Source organism: Serratia aquatilis, assembly GCF_044865145.1.
GTDB classification, from domain to species: Bacteria; Pseudomonadota; Gammaproteobacteria; order Enterobacterales; family Enterobacteriaceae; genus Chania; species Chania aquatilis.
Genome location: NZ_CP173186.1, coordinates 2509799 through 2528386, shown reverse-complemented (window position 1 = coordinate 2528386; position 18588 = coordinate 2509799). Strand labels below are relative to the sequence as shown.

The 18588-nt window shown below is 52.4% G+C and carries 18 protein-coding genes; 8 read left to right on the top strand and 10 right to left on the bottom strand.

Annotation, left to right across the window (positions count from 1 at the left end):
• Positions 1-103: 103 nt before the first annotated feature.
• Positions 104-607: a thiol peroxidase gene (gene tpx / locus SAQUA_RS11385; protein WP_380673555.1), complete on the top strand. Its 504-nt coding sequence runs from the start codon at positions 104-106 to the stop codon at positions 605-607.
• 85 nt (positions 608-692) lie between these two features.
• Here tpx and tyrR read toward each other — a convergent pair whose 3' ends face one another.
• The 7 genes from tyrR to pspA form a co-directional block, all read right to left on the bottom strand.
• Complete coding sequence (gene tyrR / locus SAQUA_RS11380) at positions 693-2264, bottom strand: transcriptional regulator TyrR (protein ID WP_380673554.1); 1572 nt, start codon at positions 2262-2264, stop codon at positions 693-695.
• A gap of 308 nt (positions 2265-2572) precedes the next feature.
• Entirely contained in the window at positions 2573-3637 is a 1065-nt protein-coding gene (locus tag SAQUA_RS11375; RefSeq protein ID WP_380673553.1) for a TIGR01620 family protein, read from the bottom strand.
• Positions 3634-5031 carry a YcjX family protein gene (locus SAQUA_RS11370; RefSeq protein WP_380673552.1) on the bottom strand — a complete coding sequence of 466 codons (1398 nt, stop codon included), beginning with the start codon at positions 5029-5031 and terminating at the stop codon, positions 3634-3636. The genes SAQUA_RS11375 and SAQUA_RS11370 overlap by 4 nt, the downstream gene beginning before the upstream one ends.
• Positions 5012-5278, bottom strand: a complete 267-nt coding sequence (gene pspD, locus SAQUA_RS11365) for a phage shock protein PspD (RefSeq protein WP_380673551.1) — start codon at positions 5276-5278, stop codon at positions 5012-5014. Before pspD ends, SAQUA_RS11370 begins: the two co-directional genes overlap by 20 nt.
• 80 nt (positions 5279-5358) lie before the next feature.
• Complete coding sequence (gene pspC, locus SAQUA_RS11360; protein ID WP_404413207.1) at positions 5359-5667, bottom strand: envelope stress response membrane protein PspC; 309 nt, start codon at positions 5665-5667, stop codon at positions 5359-5361.
• 128 nt (positions 5668-5795) lie between these two features.
• Positions 5796-6023 (bottom strand): envelope stress response membrane protein PspB, encoded by a 228-nt coding sequence (gene pspB, locus SAQUA_RS11355; protein WP_380673549.1) that lies wholly within the window; start codon positions 6021-6023, stop codon positions 5796-5798.
• A 58-nt stretch (positions 6024-6081) separates the two neighbouring features.
• A complete protein-coding gene (pspA, locus tag SAQUA_RS11350) occupies positions 6082-6747 on the bottom strand; it encodes a phage shock protein PspA (protein ID WP_380673548.1) in 666 nt (221 codons plus the stop codon).
• Positions 6748-6931: 184 nt separating this feature from the next.
• Between pspA and pspF the strand changes: the two genes are divergently transcribed.
• The 6 genes from pspF to sapF all read left to right on the top strand — a co-directional run bounded on the left by pspF (position 6932) and on the right by sapF (position 13381).
• On the top strand, positions 6932-7936 hold the full coding sequence (gene pspF, locus SAQUA_RS11345) for a phage shock protein operon transcriptional activator (RefSeq protein WP_380673547.1): 1005 nt from the start codon (positions 6932-6934) through the stop codon (positions 7934-7936).
• A 147-nt stretch (positions 7937-8083) separates the two neighbouring features.
• A complete protein-coding gene (sapA, locus tag SAQUA_RS11340; protein ID WP_380673546.1) occupies positions 8084-9736 on the top strand; it encodes an ABC transporter substrate-binding protein SapA in 1653 nt (550 codons plus the stop codon).
• Positions 9733-10698, top strand: a complete 966-nt coding sequence (gene sapB / locus SAQUA_RS11335) for a putrescine export ABC transporter permease SapB (protein ID WP_380673545.1) — start codon at positions 9733-9735, stop codon at positions 10696-10698. The genes sapA and sapB overlap by 4 nt, the downstream gene beginning before the upstream one ends.
• Positions 10685-11575, top strand: coding sequence for a putrescine export ABC transporter permease SapC (gene sapC, locus SAQUA_RS11330; protein ID WP_380673544.1), 891 nt, complete (start codon positions 10685-10687; stop codon positions 11573-11575). The genes sapB and sapC overlap by 14 nt, the downstream gene beginning before the upstream one ends.
• Complete coding sequence (gene sapD, locus SAQUA_RS11325) at positions 11575-12567, top strand: putrescine export ABC transporter ATP-binding protein SapD (protein ID WP_380673543.1); 993 nt, start codon at positions 11575-11577, stop codon at positions 12565-12567. The genes sapC and sapD overlap by 1 nt, the downstream gene beginning before the upstream one ends.
• 1 nt (position 12568) lies before the next feature.
• On the top strand, positions 12569-13381 hold the full coding sequence (sapF, locus tag SAQUA_RS11320; protein WP_380673542.1) for a putrescine export ABC transporter ATP-binding protein SapF: 813 nt from the start codon (positions 12569-12571) through the stop codon (positions 13379-13381).
• Between the two features lie 57 nt (positions 13382-13438).
• Here sapF and SAQUA_RS11315 read toward each other — a convergent pair whose 3' ends face one another.
• The 3 genes from SAQUA_RS11315 to SAQUA_RS11305 are packed head-to-tail and all read right to left on the bottom strand — an operon-like array spanning position 13439 to position 15747.
• Entirely contained in the window at positions 13439-14335 is an 897-nt protein-coding gene (locus SAQUA_RS11315; protein ID WP_380673541.1) for a LysR family transcriptional regulator, read from the bottom strand.
• Positions 14336-14387: 52 nt separating this feature from the next.
• Complete coding sequence (locus SAQUA_RS11310; RefSeq protein ID WP_380673540.1) at positions 14388-15197, bottom strand: helix-turn-helix transcriptional regulator; 810 nt, start codon at positions 15195-15197, stop codon at positions 14388-14390.
• Between the two features lies 1 nt (position 15198).
• Complete coding sequence (locus tag SAQUA_RS11305; protein ID WP_380673539.1) at positions 15199-15747, bottom strand: kinase inhibitor; 549 nt, start codon at positions 15745-15747, stop codon at positions 15199-15201.
• A 258-nt stretch (positions 15748-16005) separates the two neighbouring features.
• Here SAQUA_RS11305 and SAQUA_RS11300 point away from each other — a divergent pair, with 258 nt between their 5' ends.
• Positions 16006-18312, top strand: coding sequence for an FdhF/YdeP family oxidoreductase (locus SAQUA_RS11300; RefSeq protein ID WP_380673538.1), 2307 nt, complete (start codon positions 16006-16008; stop codon positions 18310-18312).
• The last annotated feature ends 276 nt before the right edge of the window (positions 18313-18588 follow it).

Here is an 18588-nt window from a genome sequence, read left to right as displayed (position 1 = left end):
TATATCCAAGGAGCTATTGTTGGCTTACACTGGCTGCTGGTTGTAAATCTCATGTTAATCAGGTTTGCATCTTTGTATAAAAATCGTTGAAAGGAACCTAGCAATGACTCAGACCGTACATTTTCAAGGCAACCCAGTCACTGTCGCGGGCCAACTGCCGCAACCGGGTGAGCAAGCAAAGAGCTTCACCTTGGTGGCCAAAGACCTGTCAGACGTTGCGTTGAGCAGCTTCGTGGGTAAGCGCAAAGTCCTAAACATTTTCCCAAGCATTGATACCGGCGTATGCGCTGCATCAGTCCGCAAATTCAACCAATTGGCAGGGAGTGTGGATAACACGGTGGTGCTGTGTATCTCTTCTGACCTGCCATTCGCCCACTCACGCTTCTGCGGTGCAGAAGGCCTGAACAATGTAGTCACGCTGTCTACCCTGCGCGGCGCTGAATTCAAACAGACCTATGGCGTAGAGATCGCCGAAGGTCCTCTGGCTGGTCTGGCAGCGCGTGCCGTCGTGGTGCTGGATGGGCAGGACAAAGTGTTGTACAGCGAGTTAGTGAACGAAATCACTAATGAACCCGATTACGATGCTGCTCTGGCCGTACTGAAATAGGTCGGTTGACCTCAGGCCGCAAGGCTTAGAGCCTGTCTATTAGCCCGGTCTTTTGAACCGGGCTTTTTTATCAAATCAGGTAGCGCTATTGTTCAACTTCTTCTGAGGGTTTACGGTTACTCAAGCCATACTCACGCAATTTATTCGCAATCGCCGTATGAGAAACACCTAAACGTTTGGCCAGTTTCCGCGTACTTGGATAGGTGCGGTAAAGGCGTGTCAGAATCGAACGTTCAAAACGCTTACTGATGTCATCCAGAGAACCTTCCAGCACTTCATCCCCCAATGACATTTCCACTTCAAACTCCGGCAGAATAATGTCTTGTGGACGCAGTTCATAGCCATCCGTCTGGGTCAGCGCACGATAAATGGCATTCTTCAACTGACGTACGTTGCCCGGCCAGCCATACCTACAGAGAAAACTGTTAAGATCGCCAGCCAGTTTTGGTCTTGCAACACCCTGCTCATCGGCAAAACGCGCCACAAACAACTCGGTCAACGGCATGATGTCCTGCAGGCGCTCACGCAGAGGGGGGATCGCAATCGTCAACACGTTAAGGCGATAATAGAGATCTTCACGGAATTCGCCACGCTGCACCAGTTCGGTCAGGTTTTTCTGGGTGGCGCAAATCACCCGCACGTCTATATGAACCTCGTGCTCTTCACCGACCCGGCGGAAAGTACCGTCATTAAGGAAACGAAGCAGCTTGGTTTGCATGCGCGGAGACATCTCACCGATCTCATCCAACAACACAGAGCCACCGTTAGCCTGCTCAAAGAAACCTTTCTTCCCTTCCAGCGCATTTGGGTAGGCACCTGCTGCATGGCCGAACAGTTCACTTTCAACCACATCATCCGGTAATGCGGCACAGTTCAACGCCAGAAAAGGTTGTTTGCCACGTGGGCTACGCAGATGGCAGGCGCGGGCCAAAATATCTTTCCCTGTGCCGGTATCGCCCACAATAAGCAATGGGGCGTCAAGCATTGCCAATTTGCGAGCCTGCTCCAACACATGGCGCATTTTAGGGCTCACGGCAACAATATGGTCAAATTCGGTATCGTCATTTACCGACAGGTTCTGCAACTGGCGGCCCATACGTGCGGTAGACTTGAGCATCACAACGGCACCCACGGTCGCCTTCTGCTGTTGCTCATCTTCAAGATAGATAGGTGTGATATCCATCAGGAAGTCCTGGCTGTGGATCACCACGCGCTCGGAGTGCGGTGTCGTATTCTCACTTTCCAGCCAGCGGCTAAAGTTATAGCCGCCAATAAGTTGGGCAGCCATTTGATTACGGAGCTTATCTTCACTGAAACTGAATAGCACCTGTGCCGCCGGGTTAGCAAGCTCCACTTTACCTTTCATATCAATGGAAAATACCGGTTCTGGCATCGATTCCAACAATGCCCGCAATGCGCGATGTTCACGTTCTGAGGGCATGAAATTGACCGTGCGGACGTCAGTTACCCCATTGATCCGCCTGATCTCAGCCATCAAGGCACGGAAGGTATCAAAGTCCAACTGGGAAAAATTCAGGTAAATACGGCCGATAGGGTCAATTTCAATGCCGCGCAGGTCGATGCTGCGCGATACCAAGAGATCGAGTAATTCTCGAGTGAGACCGAGACGGTCTTCGCAAAATACTTCCAAACGCATCAGTATTGGCCTTATCTCTGCAGGAGCGGGGATGACTGCTGATGATACTCTCTCCTTCCGAGCGGAAGAAGCTATCTGTCAGTAAAAGTTGACAGAGCTCTGATTTAGCAGAGCCTTGATTGATTTTAAACGTAAGCGAATAACACCATTAGCGTAATTTCAGCTCATTATTAGATGATTATTATATCGTTGTAAAATTTAAAAGATAAATATAATGCCATTACAGGGGAATCATCTTTCGTCAATCGGTATTTACGCAGCTTCGACAGCCAGTAGCTGACTGCATCGAATTGACGCAGTCAGTAGGGCTATTTAGCTTTGCTTTCACTCTTCTTCATCGCGTCTTTCAACTGGCCAATCAGTTGACCGCGAAAATCGCCTAGTCTGGGTTTATCGCCTTCTAACCAAGGCAACGGGCGGCACAGCTCCATAGCTTTAATACCCAGGCGAGCCGTCAGCAGGCCTGCACCTATACCCTGAGCAGCCCGCGCAGATAGTCGCGCCGCAATGTCCTGCGACATCCAGTCCATACCCACTTCCCGTACCAATTCTGAGGCACCAGCAAAAGCGATATTCAGCAACACCAATCGGAACAGGCGGATACGGCTAAAATAACCCAGCTCGATGCCATACAGCGCAGCAATGCGATTAATCAGGCGGATATTACGCCAGGCAATAAACGCCATATCCACCAACGCCAAAGGGCTAACCGCGATCATTAACGCAGATTCAGCGGCGGAACGGCTGATTTCCCTCCGTGCCTGGTTATCCAACACCGGCTGGACTAACTTGGCATACAGGGCGACCACTTCACGATCGTTTTGCGTTTCATGCAATGATGCCTGCCAACGCTGTAACGCCGGATGCCCTTGCTCCAGACCTGCCTGACGCGCCAGTTTTTCACAAAACTCACGCCCTTTGCCCAAACCGTGGCTGTGTAACAATTCCCGAGCCTCATCGCGCTCTTCTGCACGCTGGCGCAATCGATACAGCCGCCGCCACTCGCCCACAACCGAACCAATACCGGCAAAAATAATCAACCCGCCGGCGACACCGCCACCAAGCGCGATCCAATCCTGCTGTACCCAAGAGGTATGCACCCACTGGATCCCTTGGGCGACCACGCTAATGCCGAACAGTGCCAACCCGGTATTGACCATCTTACGCCACAGGCTGCGCTTCGGCTTTAACGCGGCATTGATGATCCCTTCGGCGCGCCCTTCCTCTTCTTCTTCCTGCTCAGCTTCAGGAACCGCCGGATAAAATGCCTCAGCCTGCTGTTCATCAAACGCCACCCCAGCGCGCAGCATCGGCTCTTGCGGCGGTTGCAGTGGTTCATCAAAATCGATACGCGGTTTTAGCGGTTCGCTCATCGTAATTTGTCTCCCAGTAAAAACTCCATCACCGCGTCAAGCCGGATATGCGGCAACGGGCTGTCAACACTCATCGCCCTCGGGCGGAAATCATCGAAATGAAACCCTTGCTGCTGCCAGAAGGCCTGGCCTGGCAAACGCGCCGGTACCTCGCCTGGAAATACGGTCAACGGAGCCCCATCGTCAAGGCGATGACCTTTCAGTGCAGGAATACGCTGCCCATTATGATCAACCATTCCGCTCTCCGTCGCCTGCACCGAAGCCAAGCCAACGCAGTCCATACTGATGCCTTCAAATGCCGCGTTCTGCCAGGCTTCCTGCACCAGTTGCTGTAAAAGTGACACCAGATTGGCGTGCTGATCGCCAGTAATGTGATCCGCTTTAGTCGCCGCGAACATCAGCTTGTCAATGGTGGGCGAAAACAGGCGGCGAAATAGCGTCCGTTTACCATAGTGGAAACTTTGCATCAGTTGCGTCAGAGCTAGCCGCATATCATTGAACGCCTGTGGCCCGCTGTTGAGCGGTTGCAGGCAATCCACCAGTACAATCTGGCGATCAAAGCGGACGAAATGCTCCTTATAAAAAGCCTTAACAATAGAGTGGCAGTAATAATTAAAACGGGCACGCAGCATGCCAATATTGCTCTGCTTGTCCGCCTGGGCAAGCCGTGGCTCCCCCACTGAGTCAACGTTTGGCCAAGGGAAAAACTGTAATGCAGGCGCACCGGCCATATCTCCGGGCAATACAAAGCGCCCAGGTTGAATAAAGTGCAGCCCTTCAGCCTTGCAACGCAGCAAATAGTCGGTATAAGCCTGGGCAATGGCTGCCAGTTTGTTTTCATCCGCTGCCGCAAACGGATCGAGGTCGCGGCACAGCGTCAGCCAAGGCTCAGCCCATTTGGCACGATCGCCCTGTAATAACCCGCTCATCTGCCGTGACCAGACCAGGTAGTCCTGTTCCAGCATCGGTAAATCAAGCAACCACTCGCCGGGATAATCCACAATCTCCAGATAGAGGGTGGCAGTTTCTTTAAAGTGGCGCAGCAAGGAGTCGTTGGAGCGGTAACGGAGCGCCAGACGGATTTCGCTGACGCCGCGCGTTGGCGTTGGCCAGCTTGGTGGATTGCCATAGAGTTGCGCTAACCCTTCATCATAGGTAAAACGCGGGATCCCGAGATCGCGTTGCGGAATGCGCTTCACACCAAGCAGCCGCTCTTCACGAACCGTTGAAAACAGTGGCATACGCGCGCCACTGTTAACATGCAGCAACTGATTAACCAGCGCAGTAATAAACGCTGTCTTACCGCTACGGCTCAACCCCGTTACCGCCAGACGCAAATGGCGATCCATTCCGCGGTTGACCAACGAAGTAAACTCATTTTTCAGTCGTTTCATTATTCTCCTTGGCATATCGCCCGCAGGCTTTGCACAACACCTTGCGGAACAGCGGTTCCAGCAACATGGCCAACGCAAAGCGAAGTGGTTTACGGCTGACAGTTTTCAGCAACCACGATGTTACTCCCGCTGGACCATAACTCATTAACACTATGATGAGCACTTTGAGCAATCTCTTCAACAAAGCGCCTGCACCTGATTTCAGAGGGGTGTTTTTTAAGCTACTAAGTGCAGAGGGTTTAGCCATGACTCATGCCCGATGGGGAAAGACGACAGGTACAGTGCCTGACCTGCGGGACGTGCAGGCCATAGCACCGTTTAAATAGGTTATAGTTGCCGAAAACGGCTTTGCACGCCAAAGGTATCGGACGTTACGTAGCGTTCAACCTGACGCAGTTGCTGTTCGCCGTTACCCAATTCGTACTCCAGTTGATCCAGCAATTGGCGCGGCGTCGCTTGGTGTTCATCCTGGTAACGGCTGGCGGGGGCTTCATCCAGCATGAAAACCAGTACGATATAGGCAATTATCGTGAAGAAAAACAGCCCGAAGAACAGTGACAGTACGGCTATCACCCGGATCAGACGTACCGGCACGTCAAAATAGTGGGCAAGACCGGCACAGACACCCTTTATCATCCCTTCTTCGGGAACGCGGTACAGTTTTTTATTTGCTAGCGTATTGCCCTTAAACGAATCGTTTCCATCACTGTAGTAAGCACGGTCGCCGCTTTCGCCATACTTTCCTCTTTTCTGGCACTTTCTCATTACGACTGCCTCCAGTTAGGGTGTTCCGCATCAAGAATATCTTCTAATGCTTTAATGCGTTCGCGCATGCGCACAGCTTCTTCCGTCAGTTGCGTCAGACGTTGCATTTCATGATGACTCAGTTGGATGCCACTCTGCTGCCGGTTGCTGTAATGCAGCCAAAGCCAAATCGGCGCGACGAACAACACAAAGATGGTCAACGGGATGGCAAGTAATAGAGCACTCATTTCAATTCCTTCATATTAACCGTGGTATGGCGGCCACACTTGGGTGGCCGCATGCGCGTTATTCTGGGCGGTTCATTTTGGCTTTTAATGCCGCAAGTTGCTCACTGATAGCATCATCTGCCTTAAGTTCGGCAAACTCCTGATCCAGGCTTTTCTTTTTACCGATGCTGATACTCTCAGCTTCCGCTTCCATATGGTCGATACGGCGCTCGAACTGCTCAAAACGAGCCATGGCCTCATCCAGTTTACCGCTATCCAGTTGACGACGAACATCCCGTGAAGAAGATGCCGCTTGATGCCGAAGAGTTAATGCATGCTGGCGAGCACGGGTTTCGGTGAGTTTGTTTTCCAATTCACCAATTTCACTCTTCATGCGGGTCAAGGTTTCTTCTACCGTAGCAACCTCATGGCTCAATGTTGCGATCAGATCGGCCACTTTCTGCTTTTCGATCAACGCAGCACGCGCCAGATCTTCTTTATCTTTGCGCAATGCCAGTTCGGCTTTATCCTGCCAGTCATTGATCTGGATTTCACCCTGTTCGATGCGGCGCAGCAACTGCTTTTTCTCCGCTAGCGCACGAGCTGACGTAGAGCGAACTTCGACCAGTGTGTCCTCCATTTCCTGGATCATCAAACGTACCAGCTTTTGAGGGTCTTCTGCCTTATCCAGCAGAGTATTGATATTGGCGTTCACGATGTCGGCAAAACGAGAAAAAATACCCATAATTCACTTCCTCTTGATTCTGATGGCGTCTAAAGCGCCGCGTTAAGTCATACTGCTTGCCATTTGACTTTATCAAGAATCGTGCCAATTATTATTTCATTGAAAAATAACAATTATTTATTTTTGACTCTTTCTGGGCTTACTGTAGAGTGATTATTTTCACCAAACATTGGCGAATTTCATCATGAACGGACCGTTAGAGAACCTGTTGGGCGAAGCGAATACCTTTGTTGAAGTATTAGAGCAGGTCTCGCAATTGGCTAAGCTCAACAAACCGGTGTTGGTGATCGGCGAGCGCGGGACCGGTAAGGAACTGATAGCGCATCGTTTGCACTACCTTTCCAACCGTTGGCAAGGGCCGTTTATTTCACTTAACTGCGCGGCATTGAACGAAAATCTGTTGGACTCAGAACTGTTTGGTCATGAAGCAGGGGCATTCACTGGTGCCCAAAAACGCCATCTTGGCCGCTTTGAGCGCGCAGATGGCGGCACTCTATTTCTGGATGAATTAGCTACCGCGCCAATGCTGGTGCAAGAGAAACTGTTACGGGTGATTGAATACGGCCATCTGGAGCGTGTTGGCGGTAGCCAACCGTTACAAGTGGATGTCCGGCTAGTCTGCGCCACTAACGACGATCTGCCTGCGTTGGCGGCAGCCGGTAAATTCCGCGCCGATCTGTTGGACCGCCTGGCCTTCGACGTTGTGCAATTACCCCCGTTACGGCAGCGCCAGCAAGATATCATGTTGCTGGCAGAACATTTCGCAATAGGCATGTGCCGAGAACTCTCGCTGCCGTTGTTCCCCGGATTTAGCGAACAGGCACAGGCAACGTTGCTCGGTTATCACTGGCCAGGCAACGTTCGCGAACTGAAAAACGTGGTTGAGCGTTCCGTTTACCGCCACGGTTCTAGCCACGATGAACTGAACAACATCATTATTAACCCATTTTCCCAGCACTCGGCACCGGCATTGCCGGAGAAAACCAGCGATTTGCCTGTACTACCGCTGGATTTTAAAAGCTGGCAACACCAACAGGAAAAAGCCTTGCTGGAGATAGCGTTAAAACAGGGCCGGTTCAATCAGCGTAAGGCGGCAGAGCTGTTGGGGTTAACCTATCATCAGTTGCGCGGCATGCTGAAGAAGCATGCGTTGCTGCAAAGCGCCGAACAAGAGAGTGAACCAAGGTGAATACCTACCATATATATTATTTTCTCAACAAAAATCGATTTAAAATCAACCATAATGGCGAAATTTAAGTCATTTTGTGCAAGGAATTGGGCTGCTCGCCAGAGTGCGATACACTAATGATATTGCTTAATAACCCATGAAGCGTCTATGCGTGGTTTACCCCTTTGGATAATGTCACTCAGTTGCCTGGCAACCTCTGCTTTGGCCTCGACACCGGCTGCGTCAAACGCAGCCACAATACCCGCGGATATCCGCCAAAGCGGTTTCGTCTATTGTGTCAGCGGTATTCTGAATACTTTCAATCCACAGATGGCTAGCAGCGGTCTGACTGTTGATACGCTTGCGGCCCAACTGTATGACCGGTTGCTGGATGTTGACCCCTATACTTACCGTCTTATTCCTGAACTGGCAGAACGCTGGGAAGTACTGGACAACGGTGCGACTTACCGTTTCCACCTGCGCCGCGATGTGCCTTTCCAGACCACCGATTGGTTTCAACCAACTCGTAAAATGAATGCCAATGATGTGGTATTCAGTTTTGAGCGGGTATTTAACCCGAAGCATCCGTTCCACGATGTAAACGGTGGTCAGTATCCTTATTTTGATAGTTTACAGTTTGCAGATTCGGTGCAAAGCGTAAAGAAATTAGACGACTACACCGTCGAATTCCGTCTTCAGGCACCGGACGCCTCCTTCTTGTGGCATCTGGCAACCCATTACGCCCCGATATTGTCAGCTGAGTACGCGGCTAACCTGACTCGGAACGGCGCACCGGAAATGATCGACCGCGAACCGGTCGGTACCGGCCCTTTCCTTCTGAACGAATACCGTTCCGGGCAGTACATTCGTTTGGCACGCAATGAGGCTTATTGGAAAGGTAAGCCACGCATGCCGCAAGTGGTGATCGACATGGGCGCAGGTGGCACCGGCAGGCTGTCCAAACTGCTGACCGGCGAGTGTGACGTGCTGGCTTATCCGGCTGCAAGCCAACTCTCGATCCTGCGCGACGATCCCCGTCTACGCCTGACGCTGCGGCCCGGTATGAATATTGCCTATCTGGCTTTCAACACCCGCAAACCGCCGCTGGATAATCTCAAAGTCCGGCAAGCTATCGCTCTGTCGATTAACAATCAGCGTCTGATGCAGTCGATCTACTACGGTACGGCAGAAACCGCCGCCTCGATCCTGCCGCGCGCCTCCTGGGCCTATGACAATGGTGCCCAAGTAACAGAGTATGATCCGGCAAAAGCACGTGAAATGTTGCGCGAGGCAGGTGTTGAGTCGCTCAATCTGAAACTATGGGTACCAACTGCGTCTCAATCTTACAACCCAAGCCCGCTAAAAATGGCTGAACTGCTACAGGCCGATTTGGCACAGGTTGGCATTAATCTCACCATCGTTCCGGTCGAAGGCCGCTTTCAGGAAGCCAGCCTGATGGAAATGAACCATGACCTGACGCTCACCGGCTGGTCTACCGACAGTAACGATCCGGACAGTTTTTTCCGCCCACTGCTGAGCTGCGCGGCTATTCGCTCACAAACAAACTATGCTCACTGGTGCGATCCCGAGTTCGATGAAGTGTTGCAGGATGCCTTGATATCGCAACAGTTGGCACAGCGCATCGATAAATATCAGCAGGCGCAAAAAATCCTTGAACAACAGTTGCCGTTACTGCCGCTGGCATCCTCTTTGCGCCTGCAGGCCTACCGTTATGATATCAAAGGGCTGGTATTGAGCCCCTTCGGCAACTCGTCGTTTGCTGGCGTGTACCGTGAACCGGCAAAGGAGGTGAAAAAGTGATTATCTTTACCTTACGCCGCATTCTGTTACTGCTGATTACGCTGTTTTTCCTCACGCTGGTCAGCTTTAGCCTGAGCTATTTCCCCCCCCGCGCCCCACTGTTCGGTGCCGGATTGCTGGATGCCTATCAGTTCTATTTTGTCAGCCTGTTGCATTGGGATTTTGGCGTTTCCAGCATTAATGGTCAGGCGATCAGCGAACAGTTGCGTGAAGTGTTCCCGGCTACCATGGAGCTTTGCATTCTGGCGTTCACTCTTGCCCTGTTTATCGGTATACCGCTGGGTATTGTTGCCGGTGTAATGCGCGGGAAATGGCAGGATACGGCCATCAGCACCTTTGCACTGTTGGGTTTCTCGATGCCGGTATTCTGGCTGGCGCTGCTGATGATGCTCTACTTTTCACTGCACTTGGGCTGGCTACCGGTTTCAGGCCGCTTCGATTTACTGTATCAAGTGAAACCGGTAACCGGGTTCGCGTTGGTCGATGCCTGGCTCTCTGACTCGCCTTATCGTACCGAGATGATAGCCAGTGCACTGCGCCACATGGTATTGCCGATTGCGGTACTCGCCGTGGCCCCGATCACCGAAGTGATTCGCCTGATGCGTATCAGTACCGATGACGTACTTGGCAAAAACTACATCAAGGCAGCGGCAACCCGTGGCCTTTCCCTGTTTACCATTATCCGCCGCCACGTGTTGCATAATGCGTTGCCGCCGATCATCCCGAAACTGGGGTTACAGTTTTCCACCATGCTCACGCTGGCCATGATCACCGAAGTCGTATTCAGTTGGCCGGGGCTGGGGCGCTGGCTGATTAACGCCATTCGCCAGCAGGATTATGCGGCGATCTCCGCCGGTGTGATGGTTATCGGTACGCTGGTGATCACCATCAACGTCCTGGCCGATATTCTCGGTGCCGCAACCAACCCGCTGAAACATAAGGAATGGTATGCACTTCGATAACGTATACCGCGAAAAGAAAATGCCGAGCCCGCTGCTGTATACCTGGCGGATTTTTTACAGTGATACTCTGGCCATGGTTGGCTTTTATGGCGTGCTGGCCCTGCTTTTTCTATCGCTTTTTGGCAGTCTGCTGGCGCCTTATGCCTTGGATCAGCAATTTCTTGGTTATCAATTGCTGCCACCTTCCTGGTCACATTATGGCAATGTGTCATTCTTTCTGGGAACCGATGATCTAGGCCGGGATATCCTCAGCCGTTTGCTGACGGGCACCGCTGCCACCTTCGGTTCGGCGCTGATCGTCACGCTGGCCGCTGCGGCCTGCGGCGTGATCCTTGGGGTGTTTGCCGGCGTCACTCGCGGGCTGCTCTCGGCGGTGCTAAACCATATTCTGGATACCTTGCTGTCCATCCCCTCGTTGTTGCTGGCGATTATTGTCGTGGCGTTTCTCGGGCCGAAACTTGAGCACGCCATGTTGGCCGTGTGGTTAGCCCTGTTGCCTCGCATGGTGCGCACCATCTACAGCGCCGTACACGATGAGCTGGAAAAAGAGTATGTGGTAGCCGTGCGGCTGGACGGAGCCTCAACGATGCAAATCCTCTGGTTCGCCGTGATGCCGAATATTGCGGCCGTGCTGGTCACTGAATTTACCCGTGCGCTATCAATGGCGATCCTCGATATTGCCGCACTGGGTTTCCTCGATTTAGGCGCACAGTTACCCTCCCCTGAATGGGGGGCGATGTTGGGGGACTCGCTGGAGCTGGTGTATGTTGCCCCCTGGGCCGTCATGCTGCCAGGTGCTGCCATTCTGGTCAGTGTATTGCTGGTTAACCTGTTAGGCGACGGAATGCGCCGCGCGATTATTGCGGGGGTGGAATAATGCCGTTACTCGATATCCGCAATCTGACCATTGAATTTATTACCGCCGAAGGGTCTGTCAAAGCCGTTGACCGGGTTAGTATGACGCTGACCGAGGGCGAAGTTCGCGGTCTGGTGGGGGAGTCTGGCTCAGGAAAAAGCCTGATCGCCAAAGCTATTTGTGGCGTGACCAAAGACAACTGGCGCGTGACTGCCGACCGCTTCCGTTTTGATGATATCGATCTGTTGCAACTAACGCCGCGCGAAAGGCGTAAATTGGTTGGTCACAACGTGTCGATGATTTTTCAGGAGCCACAGTCCTGCCTGGATCCCTCTGAAAACATTGGCCGCCAGTTGGTGCAAGCCATCCCCGGCTGGACTTACAAAGGCCGCTGGTGGCAACGATTTAACTGGCGTAAACGCCGGGCTATTGAGCTTTTGCATCGTGTCGGTATCAAAGATCATGTCGATATCATGGGCAGTTTCCCTTATGAGTTGACTGAAGGTGAATGCCAGAAAGTGATGATCGCCATTGCGTTGGCCAACCAGCCAAGGTTGCTGATTGCGGATGAGCCAACCAACGCTATGGAACCGACCACCCAAGCGCAGATTTTTCGCCTGCTGGCGCGTCTGAATCAGAACAACAACACCACTATCCTGTTGATCAGCCATGACTTGCAGATGATGAGCAAATGGGCCGATAGGGTTAACGTGCTTTACTGCGGCCAAACGGTAGAAAGTGCACAATGCGAAGAATTACTCGTTGCTCCACATCACCCGTACACTCAGGCGCTGATCCGTTCAATGCCGGATTTTGGCCGTTCACTGCCCCATAAAAGCCGATTGAATACCCTGCCTGGCGCTATTCCGTCATTGGAGCACCTGCCAATAGGCTGCCGTTTGGGTCCACGCTGCCCCTATGCGCAGAAAAAATGCATTGAAACTCCGCGCCTGCGTGCGGTTAAGAATCACCAGTTTGCCTGCCACTTCCCGTTAAATATGGAGGAGCAATAAGATGGAAACGCTATTGGAAGTGCGCAATCTGACCAAAACATATCGTTACCGAACCGGGCTGTTTCGCAACCAGCATATCGAGGCGGTCAAACCGATCAGTTTTACTCTTCGCGAACGCCAGACGCTGGCAGTCATTGGCGAAAACGGCTCCGGTAAGTCAACCTTGGCCAAGATGCTCTCTGGTATGGTCGAGCCCACTTCCGGTGAATTATTGATTGACGATCATCCACTGGAGTTTGGGGATTACCGCTATCGCAGCCAACTGATACGCATGATATTTCAAGATCCCAGCACCTCTCTCAACCCTCGTCAGCGCATTGGTCAGTTGCTAGATGCTCCACTACGGCTGAATACCGATCTTGAGGCGAGAGAGCGCGAAGCGCGCATCAACCAGACCTTACGCCAGGTGGGCATGCTGCCCGATCACGCGAATTATTATCCGCACATGCTCGCTTCAGGCCAGAAACAGCGCGTGGCGCTAGCTCGAGCGCTGATCCTGCAGCCGAAAGTAATTATTGCGGATGAAGCACTCGCATCGCTGGATATGTCGATGCGCTCGCAAATCATTAATCTGATGCTGGAGTTGCAAGAAAAGCATGGCATTTCGTATATCTATGTGACGCAACATCTTGGGATGATGAAGCATATCAGCGATCAGGTCATGGTCATGCATGAAGGGGAGATCGTTGAGCGTGGCAGTACAGCAGAGGTTCTGGCAGCCCCACTGCACGATCTCACCAAGCGTCTGATCGCCAGCCATTTTGGTGAGGCCCTGACTGCCGATGCCTGGCGGCGTGACGGTAGCAGGTTCTAAGCTCACTGGACTTGTCGGGCAACGCTGTCGCCCGAAAAGTCCACGACTATAAAAATATTACCGCAATAACCACGCCTGCGCGGCATCAAAAAAATGCTGCGCCAACGGCGTCGCCCTACCCGGTTGAGCAATGACCAACGCCGCATGCCGTGACATTGGCGGAATAGCAACGGTACGGCATGCTAACTGAGGGGTCATTTCCATCAGCAAATTGCCACTGGGAAAGACTCCACATCCGAGCCCGACAAAGATCCCCTGCAATAGCTGAAAAATGGACGTAGTTTCCAAGCGAATATGCAATGTCAAACCCGCCTCACGAAAATGCTGGTCCAGATAACGGCGAAAATAGCGTGAGGGTTCAGCCAGGCACAAAGGCAATGCAGCCAGGTCATCGAGCGCTAGAGGCTCTTTTCCCAGCAGTTCGGGAAAGTGTTGCGGATGAAATACCAACTCAATGCCGCAATCTTCCAAAGGCTGCGATTGGAAATGCAGTTCCTTGAGTGTCGGCAACTCGAAGAAACCAATACCAATATCGACAGTGTGTGCGGTCAACGCTTCCAGCAGTTGATCCGCACTCATTACCGCCACACGATAATCCAACTGTGGATAACGCTCGCCGACCACTTTCAACATTTGCGCCAACGAAATACTGCACTGGGGGACCACACCAATGCGTAATGTGCCGTTCAGGCCATGCTTGAGCGACTCCACTTCAAGCTTTAGCCCTTGGTAAACGGAAACAATTTCCCGCGCCCAAGCTAATACCCGTTCCCCCTCGGCGGTAAAACCTTCAAAATTGTTTCCACGGTTGATTAGCGCTACGCCCAGCTCTTTTTCCAAATTTTTCAACCGTACAGACAACGTCGGTTGACTGACAAAGCTGGCCTCCGCAGCGCGACCAAAGTGGCGTTCCCGCTCAAGATTACACAGGTAAATCAGCTGCTTGATATCCATGCATTAGCTCGAAGAGTGATTTCTGCGTGAGTATATCACTCTAGCACTGCCCTTAAGCCCCCTGTTTGCGTAACGTTCCCCGCAACTCCCGCGGACTCAGACCAAAATGCTTGGTGAATCGGGCCGTAAAACGCGAGGCACAGGCATATCCATTGCGAAAAGCTATCTCGCCAACGTTGTATTCGCTGCTCTGCAACTCATACAACGCTTTATTCATACGCACATCTTCCAGCAGAACGCGAAAATGCTGACCTTCCGCAGCCAAACGCCGTCTCAGCGTTGAGCCGCCGAGGTGTAAACGGTTAGCCACGTCATCAATCTGCCAGTTTCTTGCTGGTTCGAGCATTATCAGTTGCTGAATCTGCGCGGAAAGGGGATCGTGACGATCCCGCATTAACCAATCGGTATGGCCTGACAGTTGCAGCGCCAGTAACACCCCATGGACCTGATGTTCCTGCAACGGCGATGGCATATTTTCTTTAATCGTACTCAGCAATCCCCCCCACATATGACGTGTGTGCTCGTCCAGCGGGACACATAGCTGGGCTTCTCCAGTTACACCCACAGAGGGGTAACGCGTCTTAAATCTCGCCAATACCGGTTGAGGTATATAAACAATGTCAGAAGCATATCCCCGATGATCAGGCATATTCGCCATGCACATCTCTGCCCCAGCAGGGAACAAGATCAGCGAACCCGCTTTGGCGATTTCAACATGCTCACCCCACTGCAGGGTTTTGCGTCCTTGCCTGACATGGCAAAGGGCGGGAGTAAACAACCTGACTCTCCGCAGTTCATGGGCTCTATGAGCCATAAGTACCTGCAGTGTCAGTTTCTGTTCCGTGTGATTGATTTGCTGCATCTCAACGCCCGTAAATAGCCTCCAATTGGCTGGTGCCTAACACATTAGCTTTCAACATATAGCCCACCAGCGCACCGCTGGAGGCATTGTCAATCGGCAAATGTGCCGCTTTTAATGCCCAAACGGTAAAACGATAGCGATGAGCCGATGTGCCAGCGGGTGGGCAAGCGCCACCAAACCCGGCATATCCAAAGTCATTTCGCCCCTGAACCGCGCCTTCAGGCAGGTTTTTACTATGTGCATTACCCGCATCTACTGCTAACTGGGTCACCGACAGCGGGATGTTTACCATTGTCCAGTGCCACCAGCCACTACCGGTTGGTGCGTCAGGATCATAAACCGTAATGGCAAAGCTCTTGGTACCCGCAGGGGCATTTTTCCAAACCAGTGAAGGCGAAATATTCTTCCCGCTACAGCCAAAGCCCTGAAAAACCTGGGCATCAGCCAAAGATTGACCTGGCCATATCTCGTTGCTTCTCAGAGTAAATTCCTCCGCAGTCACACTCATTGCCACGGCCATCATACTCAAACCCAAAACGGTCCTTTTCATATTTTACTCTCCAGTGAAATCGACACACAGAGAGTAACCCGCCCTTAAGCTTCACATTATGCCGAAACGCTCGGTTTATATGCCATAACGTTCACTTGATAGCACGTCCTGTTTGCCGAGCGATAAGCCCCCTCTATGCCGTCATTGCTTTATTCGATTAGACGTCAACCCTCTCCCCTCCTAAACTTGTGACATAAACAATCAAAATGCTTAAAAATGCATTTACTTTTTTGAAACAACTCACCTGCGAAGAAAACGATGAAATTCAAACCGTCAATCAAACCCTATAGCGGAGCAGCCGGTGGCTGGGGCTCACTGGAGGCCACCACTCGCTATGTGCTCGACAGCAAACAAGCGTTGACAAATCTACGTAACCTCCTGAGAGCAAACAAAGCACGCGGCTTCGATTGCCCAGGATGTGCCTGGGGAGACGACAACCAGGGTATATTCAGCTTCTGCGAAAACGGCGCCAAAGCCGTCAGTTGGGAAGCCACTCGCCATGCCGTTGAACCGGCTTTTTTTGCTAGCCACAGCGTCAGCAGCCTGCGCGAGCAGAGTGATTACTTTCTGGAGTATCAGGGCCGCCTGACGCATCCGATGCGCTATGATGCCAAAACCGATCGCTATCACCCGATCGATTGGGCAGATGCCATGGCGCTGATTGCCCATCACATCCGCGCTATGGAAAACCCAAACCAGATTGAGCTTTACACTTCAGGGCGAGCCAGCAACGAGGCTTCCTATCTCTATCAACTGTTCGGCCGCATGCTGGGAACCAGTAACTTTCCCGACTGTTCAAACATGTGCCATGAGGCGAGCGCTATTGGGCTCAAACAAAGTATCGGTGTGGGTAAAGGCACCGTGCGCATGGCAGACTTTGAAAAAGCCGATGCGATCTTCGTCTTTGGTCAAAACCCCGGTACCAATCACCCTCGGATGTTGCACAGCCTGAAGCAGGCCGCCAGCCGCGGCGCGCACATTGTCAGCTTCAACACCCTGCGTGAACGTGGGCTGGAACGGTTTGCCGATCCGCAAAGCCCGGTCCACATGTTGACGCCGAAATCCGCTGCTATCAGTTCGGCCTACTTCCAGCCTAATCTTGGCGGGGATATGGCGGCAGTTCGCGGTATGGTGAAAGCGTTGTTGGAAACTCACCGCCTGCGGTTAGCCTCCGGCAAGACAGGTATCTTTAATCGACTATTTATCGAGCAGCACTGCGAAGGCATTGAGGAGTACCTAGACCAAATAGATGCGACTTCGTGGCTACAAATCACCACGCAATCGGGTTTGACAGAAGCTCAGTTGCGCCATGCGGCGGCAATCTACCAAAATGCAAACCGGGTGATCTGCACCTGGGCAATGGGGATCACCCAGCATAAACATTCGGTCGCAACGGTGCGTGAAATTACCAACCTACAACTGTTATTCGGCCAGCTTGGTAAGCCGGGTGCTGGGCTATGCCCAGTTCGTGGCCATAGCAACGTGCAAGGCAACCGCACCATGGGTATCGATGAAAAGGCTCCCAAAGCGTTACTCGACAGTCTGGAACAGCACTTTGGTTTTACCCCACGCCGCGAGATCGGTCATAACACGGTCGAAGCGATTGAAGCCATGCTGCGTGGTGAGGTTAGAGTGCTGATTGCCCTAGGGGGGAACCTGGCCGCGGCAGCACCTGACACAGCGCGTACAGCCCAGGCGCTGCGTCGCTGTGATTTGACGGTTCATATCGGCACCAAGCTGAATCGCAGCCATCTGATCACCGGTAAAGACGCGCTGATCCTGCCAACCCTGGGGCGCACTGAGTTAGATATGCAGGCCAGCGGCCCGCAATATATCACCGTGGAAGACTCGTTCAGCATGGTGCACGCTTCTGAAGGCATCGGTAAACCCCTAGCTACCACGCAACGCTCAGAAACTGCAATTGTCTGTGAGATTGCCCATGCCGTATTGGGTAACGAAAAACTGGACTGGTTAGCACTGGCCGACGACTACTCGCTGATCCGCCAACATATTCAGGCCACCATTCCAGGGTTTGCTGATTTTAACCAACGCTGTGAACAACCGGGTGGATTCTACCTGGGCAACGCCGCAGCAGAATTACGTTTTGCTACACCAAGCGGCAAAGCGCAGTTCAGTGCAACACCGTTACCTGAATCGTTATTTCCGCAGAACGGGGCAGAAAAACCACCGTTCGTGTTGCAGACGCTGCGTTCACACGATCAATACAACACCACAATTTATGGGTTGGACGATCGCTACCGTGGCGTTTACGGTCAACGCGAGGTGTTGTTTATCCATCCGCAGGATATGGCCGATCTTGGTTTGCTGGAAGGTGAACTTGTGGAGATAGAAACCTTGTGGAACGATGGTGTTATAAGGAAAGTTTCCGGATTCAAGCTGGTCAGCTATGCTATTCCTCGCGGAAATCTGGCCGCCTATTATCCTGAGACCAATCCATTGGTTCCTTTAGCCAGCTTTGGCGATGGTACTGGCACCCCCACCTCAAAATCTATCCCTGTGGCTATCAGACGCTGTGCGCTCAAACCTTCGCTGCGCATCGCCTGACGCCTAGGGTTTGCAAGCCATGGTGGCGCTGGCCCCAGCCCGAAGGGTCGCGCCCCATAAGCCCGTTCGAAGTAAAGTCGGGCTTGAACAGAGCCCCAGCCCTTCATCCCCCGCCTTGGTAACGGGCTTTTGGGTCTGCGACGGCACCACGAACAGTTAAGGGACACAGCCTAATCGTGAATCAACGTGGTAAAAGCGTGAGGTTAGGCTTGCTCGCAGCAGGTGATTCGCGTAAAACTGTCTGCCGCAAATCTTGCCACTCACAACCCATTCACT

What these genes read in the sequence shown, in the direction of transcription:
- tpx (WP_380673555.1), top strand. Translation starts at nt 104, where the DNA reads ATGACTCAGACCGTACATTTTCAAGGCAACCCAGTCACTGTCGCGGGC.
- tyrR (WP_380673554.1), bottom strand. Translation starts at nt 2,264, where the DNA reads ATGCGTTTGGAAGTATTTTGCGAAGACCGTCTCGGTCTCACTCGAGAA.
- SAQUA_RS11375 (WP_380673553.1), bottom strand. Translation starts at nt 3,637, where the DNA reads ATGAGCGAACCGCTAAAACCGCGTATCGATTTTGATGAACCACTGCAA.
- SAQUA_RS11370 (WP_380673552.1), bottom strand. Translation starts at nt 5,031, where the DNA reads ATGAAACGACTGAAAAATGAGTTTACTTCGTTGGTCAACCGCGGAATG.
- pspD (WP_380673551.1), bottom strand. Translation starts at nt 5,278, where the DNA reads ATGGCTAAACCCTCTGCACTTAGTAGCTTAAAAAACACCCCTCTGAAA.
- pspC (WP_404413207.1), bottom strand. Translation starts at nt 5,667, where the DNA reads ATGATAAAGGGTGTCTGTGCCGGTCTTGCCCACTATTTTGACGTGCCG.
- pspB (WP_380673549.1), bottom strand. Translation starts at nt 6,023, where the DNA reads ATGAGTGCTCTATTACTTGCCATCCCGTTGACCATCTTTGTGTTGTTC.
- pspA (WP_380673548.1), bottom strand. Translation starts at nt 6,747, where the DNA reads ATGGGTATTTTTTCTCGTTTTGCCGACATCGTGAACGCCAATATCAAT.
- pspF (WP_380673547.1), top strand. Translation starts at nt 6,932, where the DNA reads ATGAACGGACCGTTAGAGAACCTGTTGGGCGAAGCGAATACCTTTGTT.
- sapA (WP_380673546.1), top strand. Translation starts at nt 8,084, where the DNA reads ATGCGTGGTTTACCCCTTTGGATAATGTCACTCAGTTGCCTGGCAACC.
- sapC (WP_380673544.1), top strand. Translation starts at nt 10,685, where the DNA reads ATGCACTTCGATAACGTATACCGCGAAAAGAAAATGCCGAGCCCGCTG.
- sapD (WP_380673543.1), top strand. Translation starts at nt 11,575, where the DNA reads ATGCCGTTACTCGATATCCGCAATCTGACCATTGAATTTATTACCGCC.
- sapF (WP_380673542.1), top strand. Translation starts at nt 12,569, where the DNA reads ATGGAAACGCTATTGGAAGTGCGCAATCTGACCAAAACATATCGTTAC.
- SAQUA_RS11315 (WP_380673541.1), bottom strand. Translation starts at nt 14,335, where the DNA reads ATGGATATCAAGCAGCTGATTTACCTGTGTAATCTTGAGCGGGAACGC.
- SAQUA_RS11310 (WP_380673540.1), bottom strand. Translation starts at nt 15,197, where the DNA reads ATGCAGCAAATCAATCACACGGAACAGAAACTGACACTGCAGGTACTT.
- SAQUA_RS11305 (WP_380673539.1), bottom strand. Translation starts at nt 15,747, where the DNA reads ATGAAAAGGACCGTTTTGGGTTTGAGTATGATGGCCGTGGCAATGAGT.
- SAQUA_RS11300 (WP_380673538.1), top strand. Translation starts at nt 16,006, where the DNA reads ATGAAATTCAAACCGTCAATCAAACCCTATAGCGGAGCAGCCGGTGGC.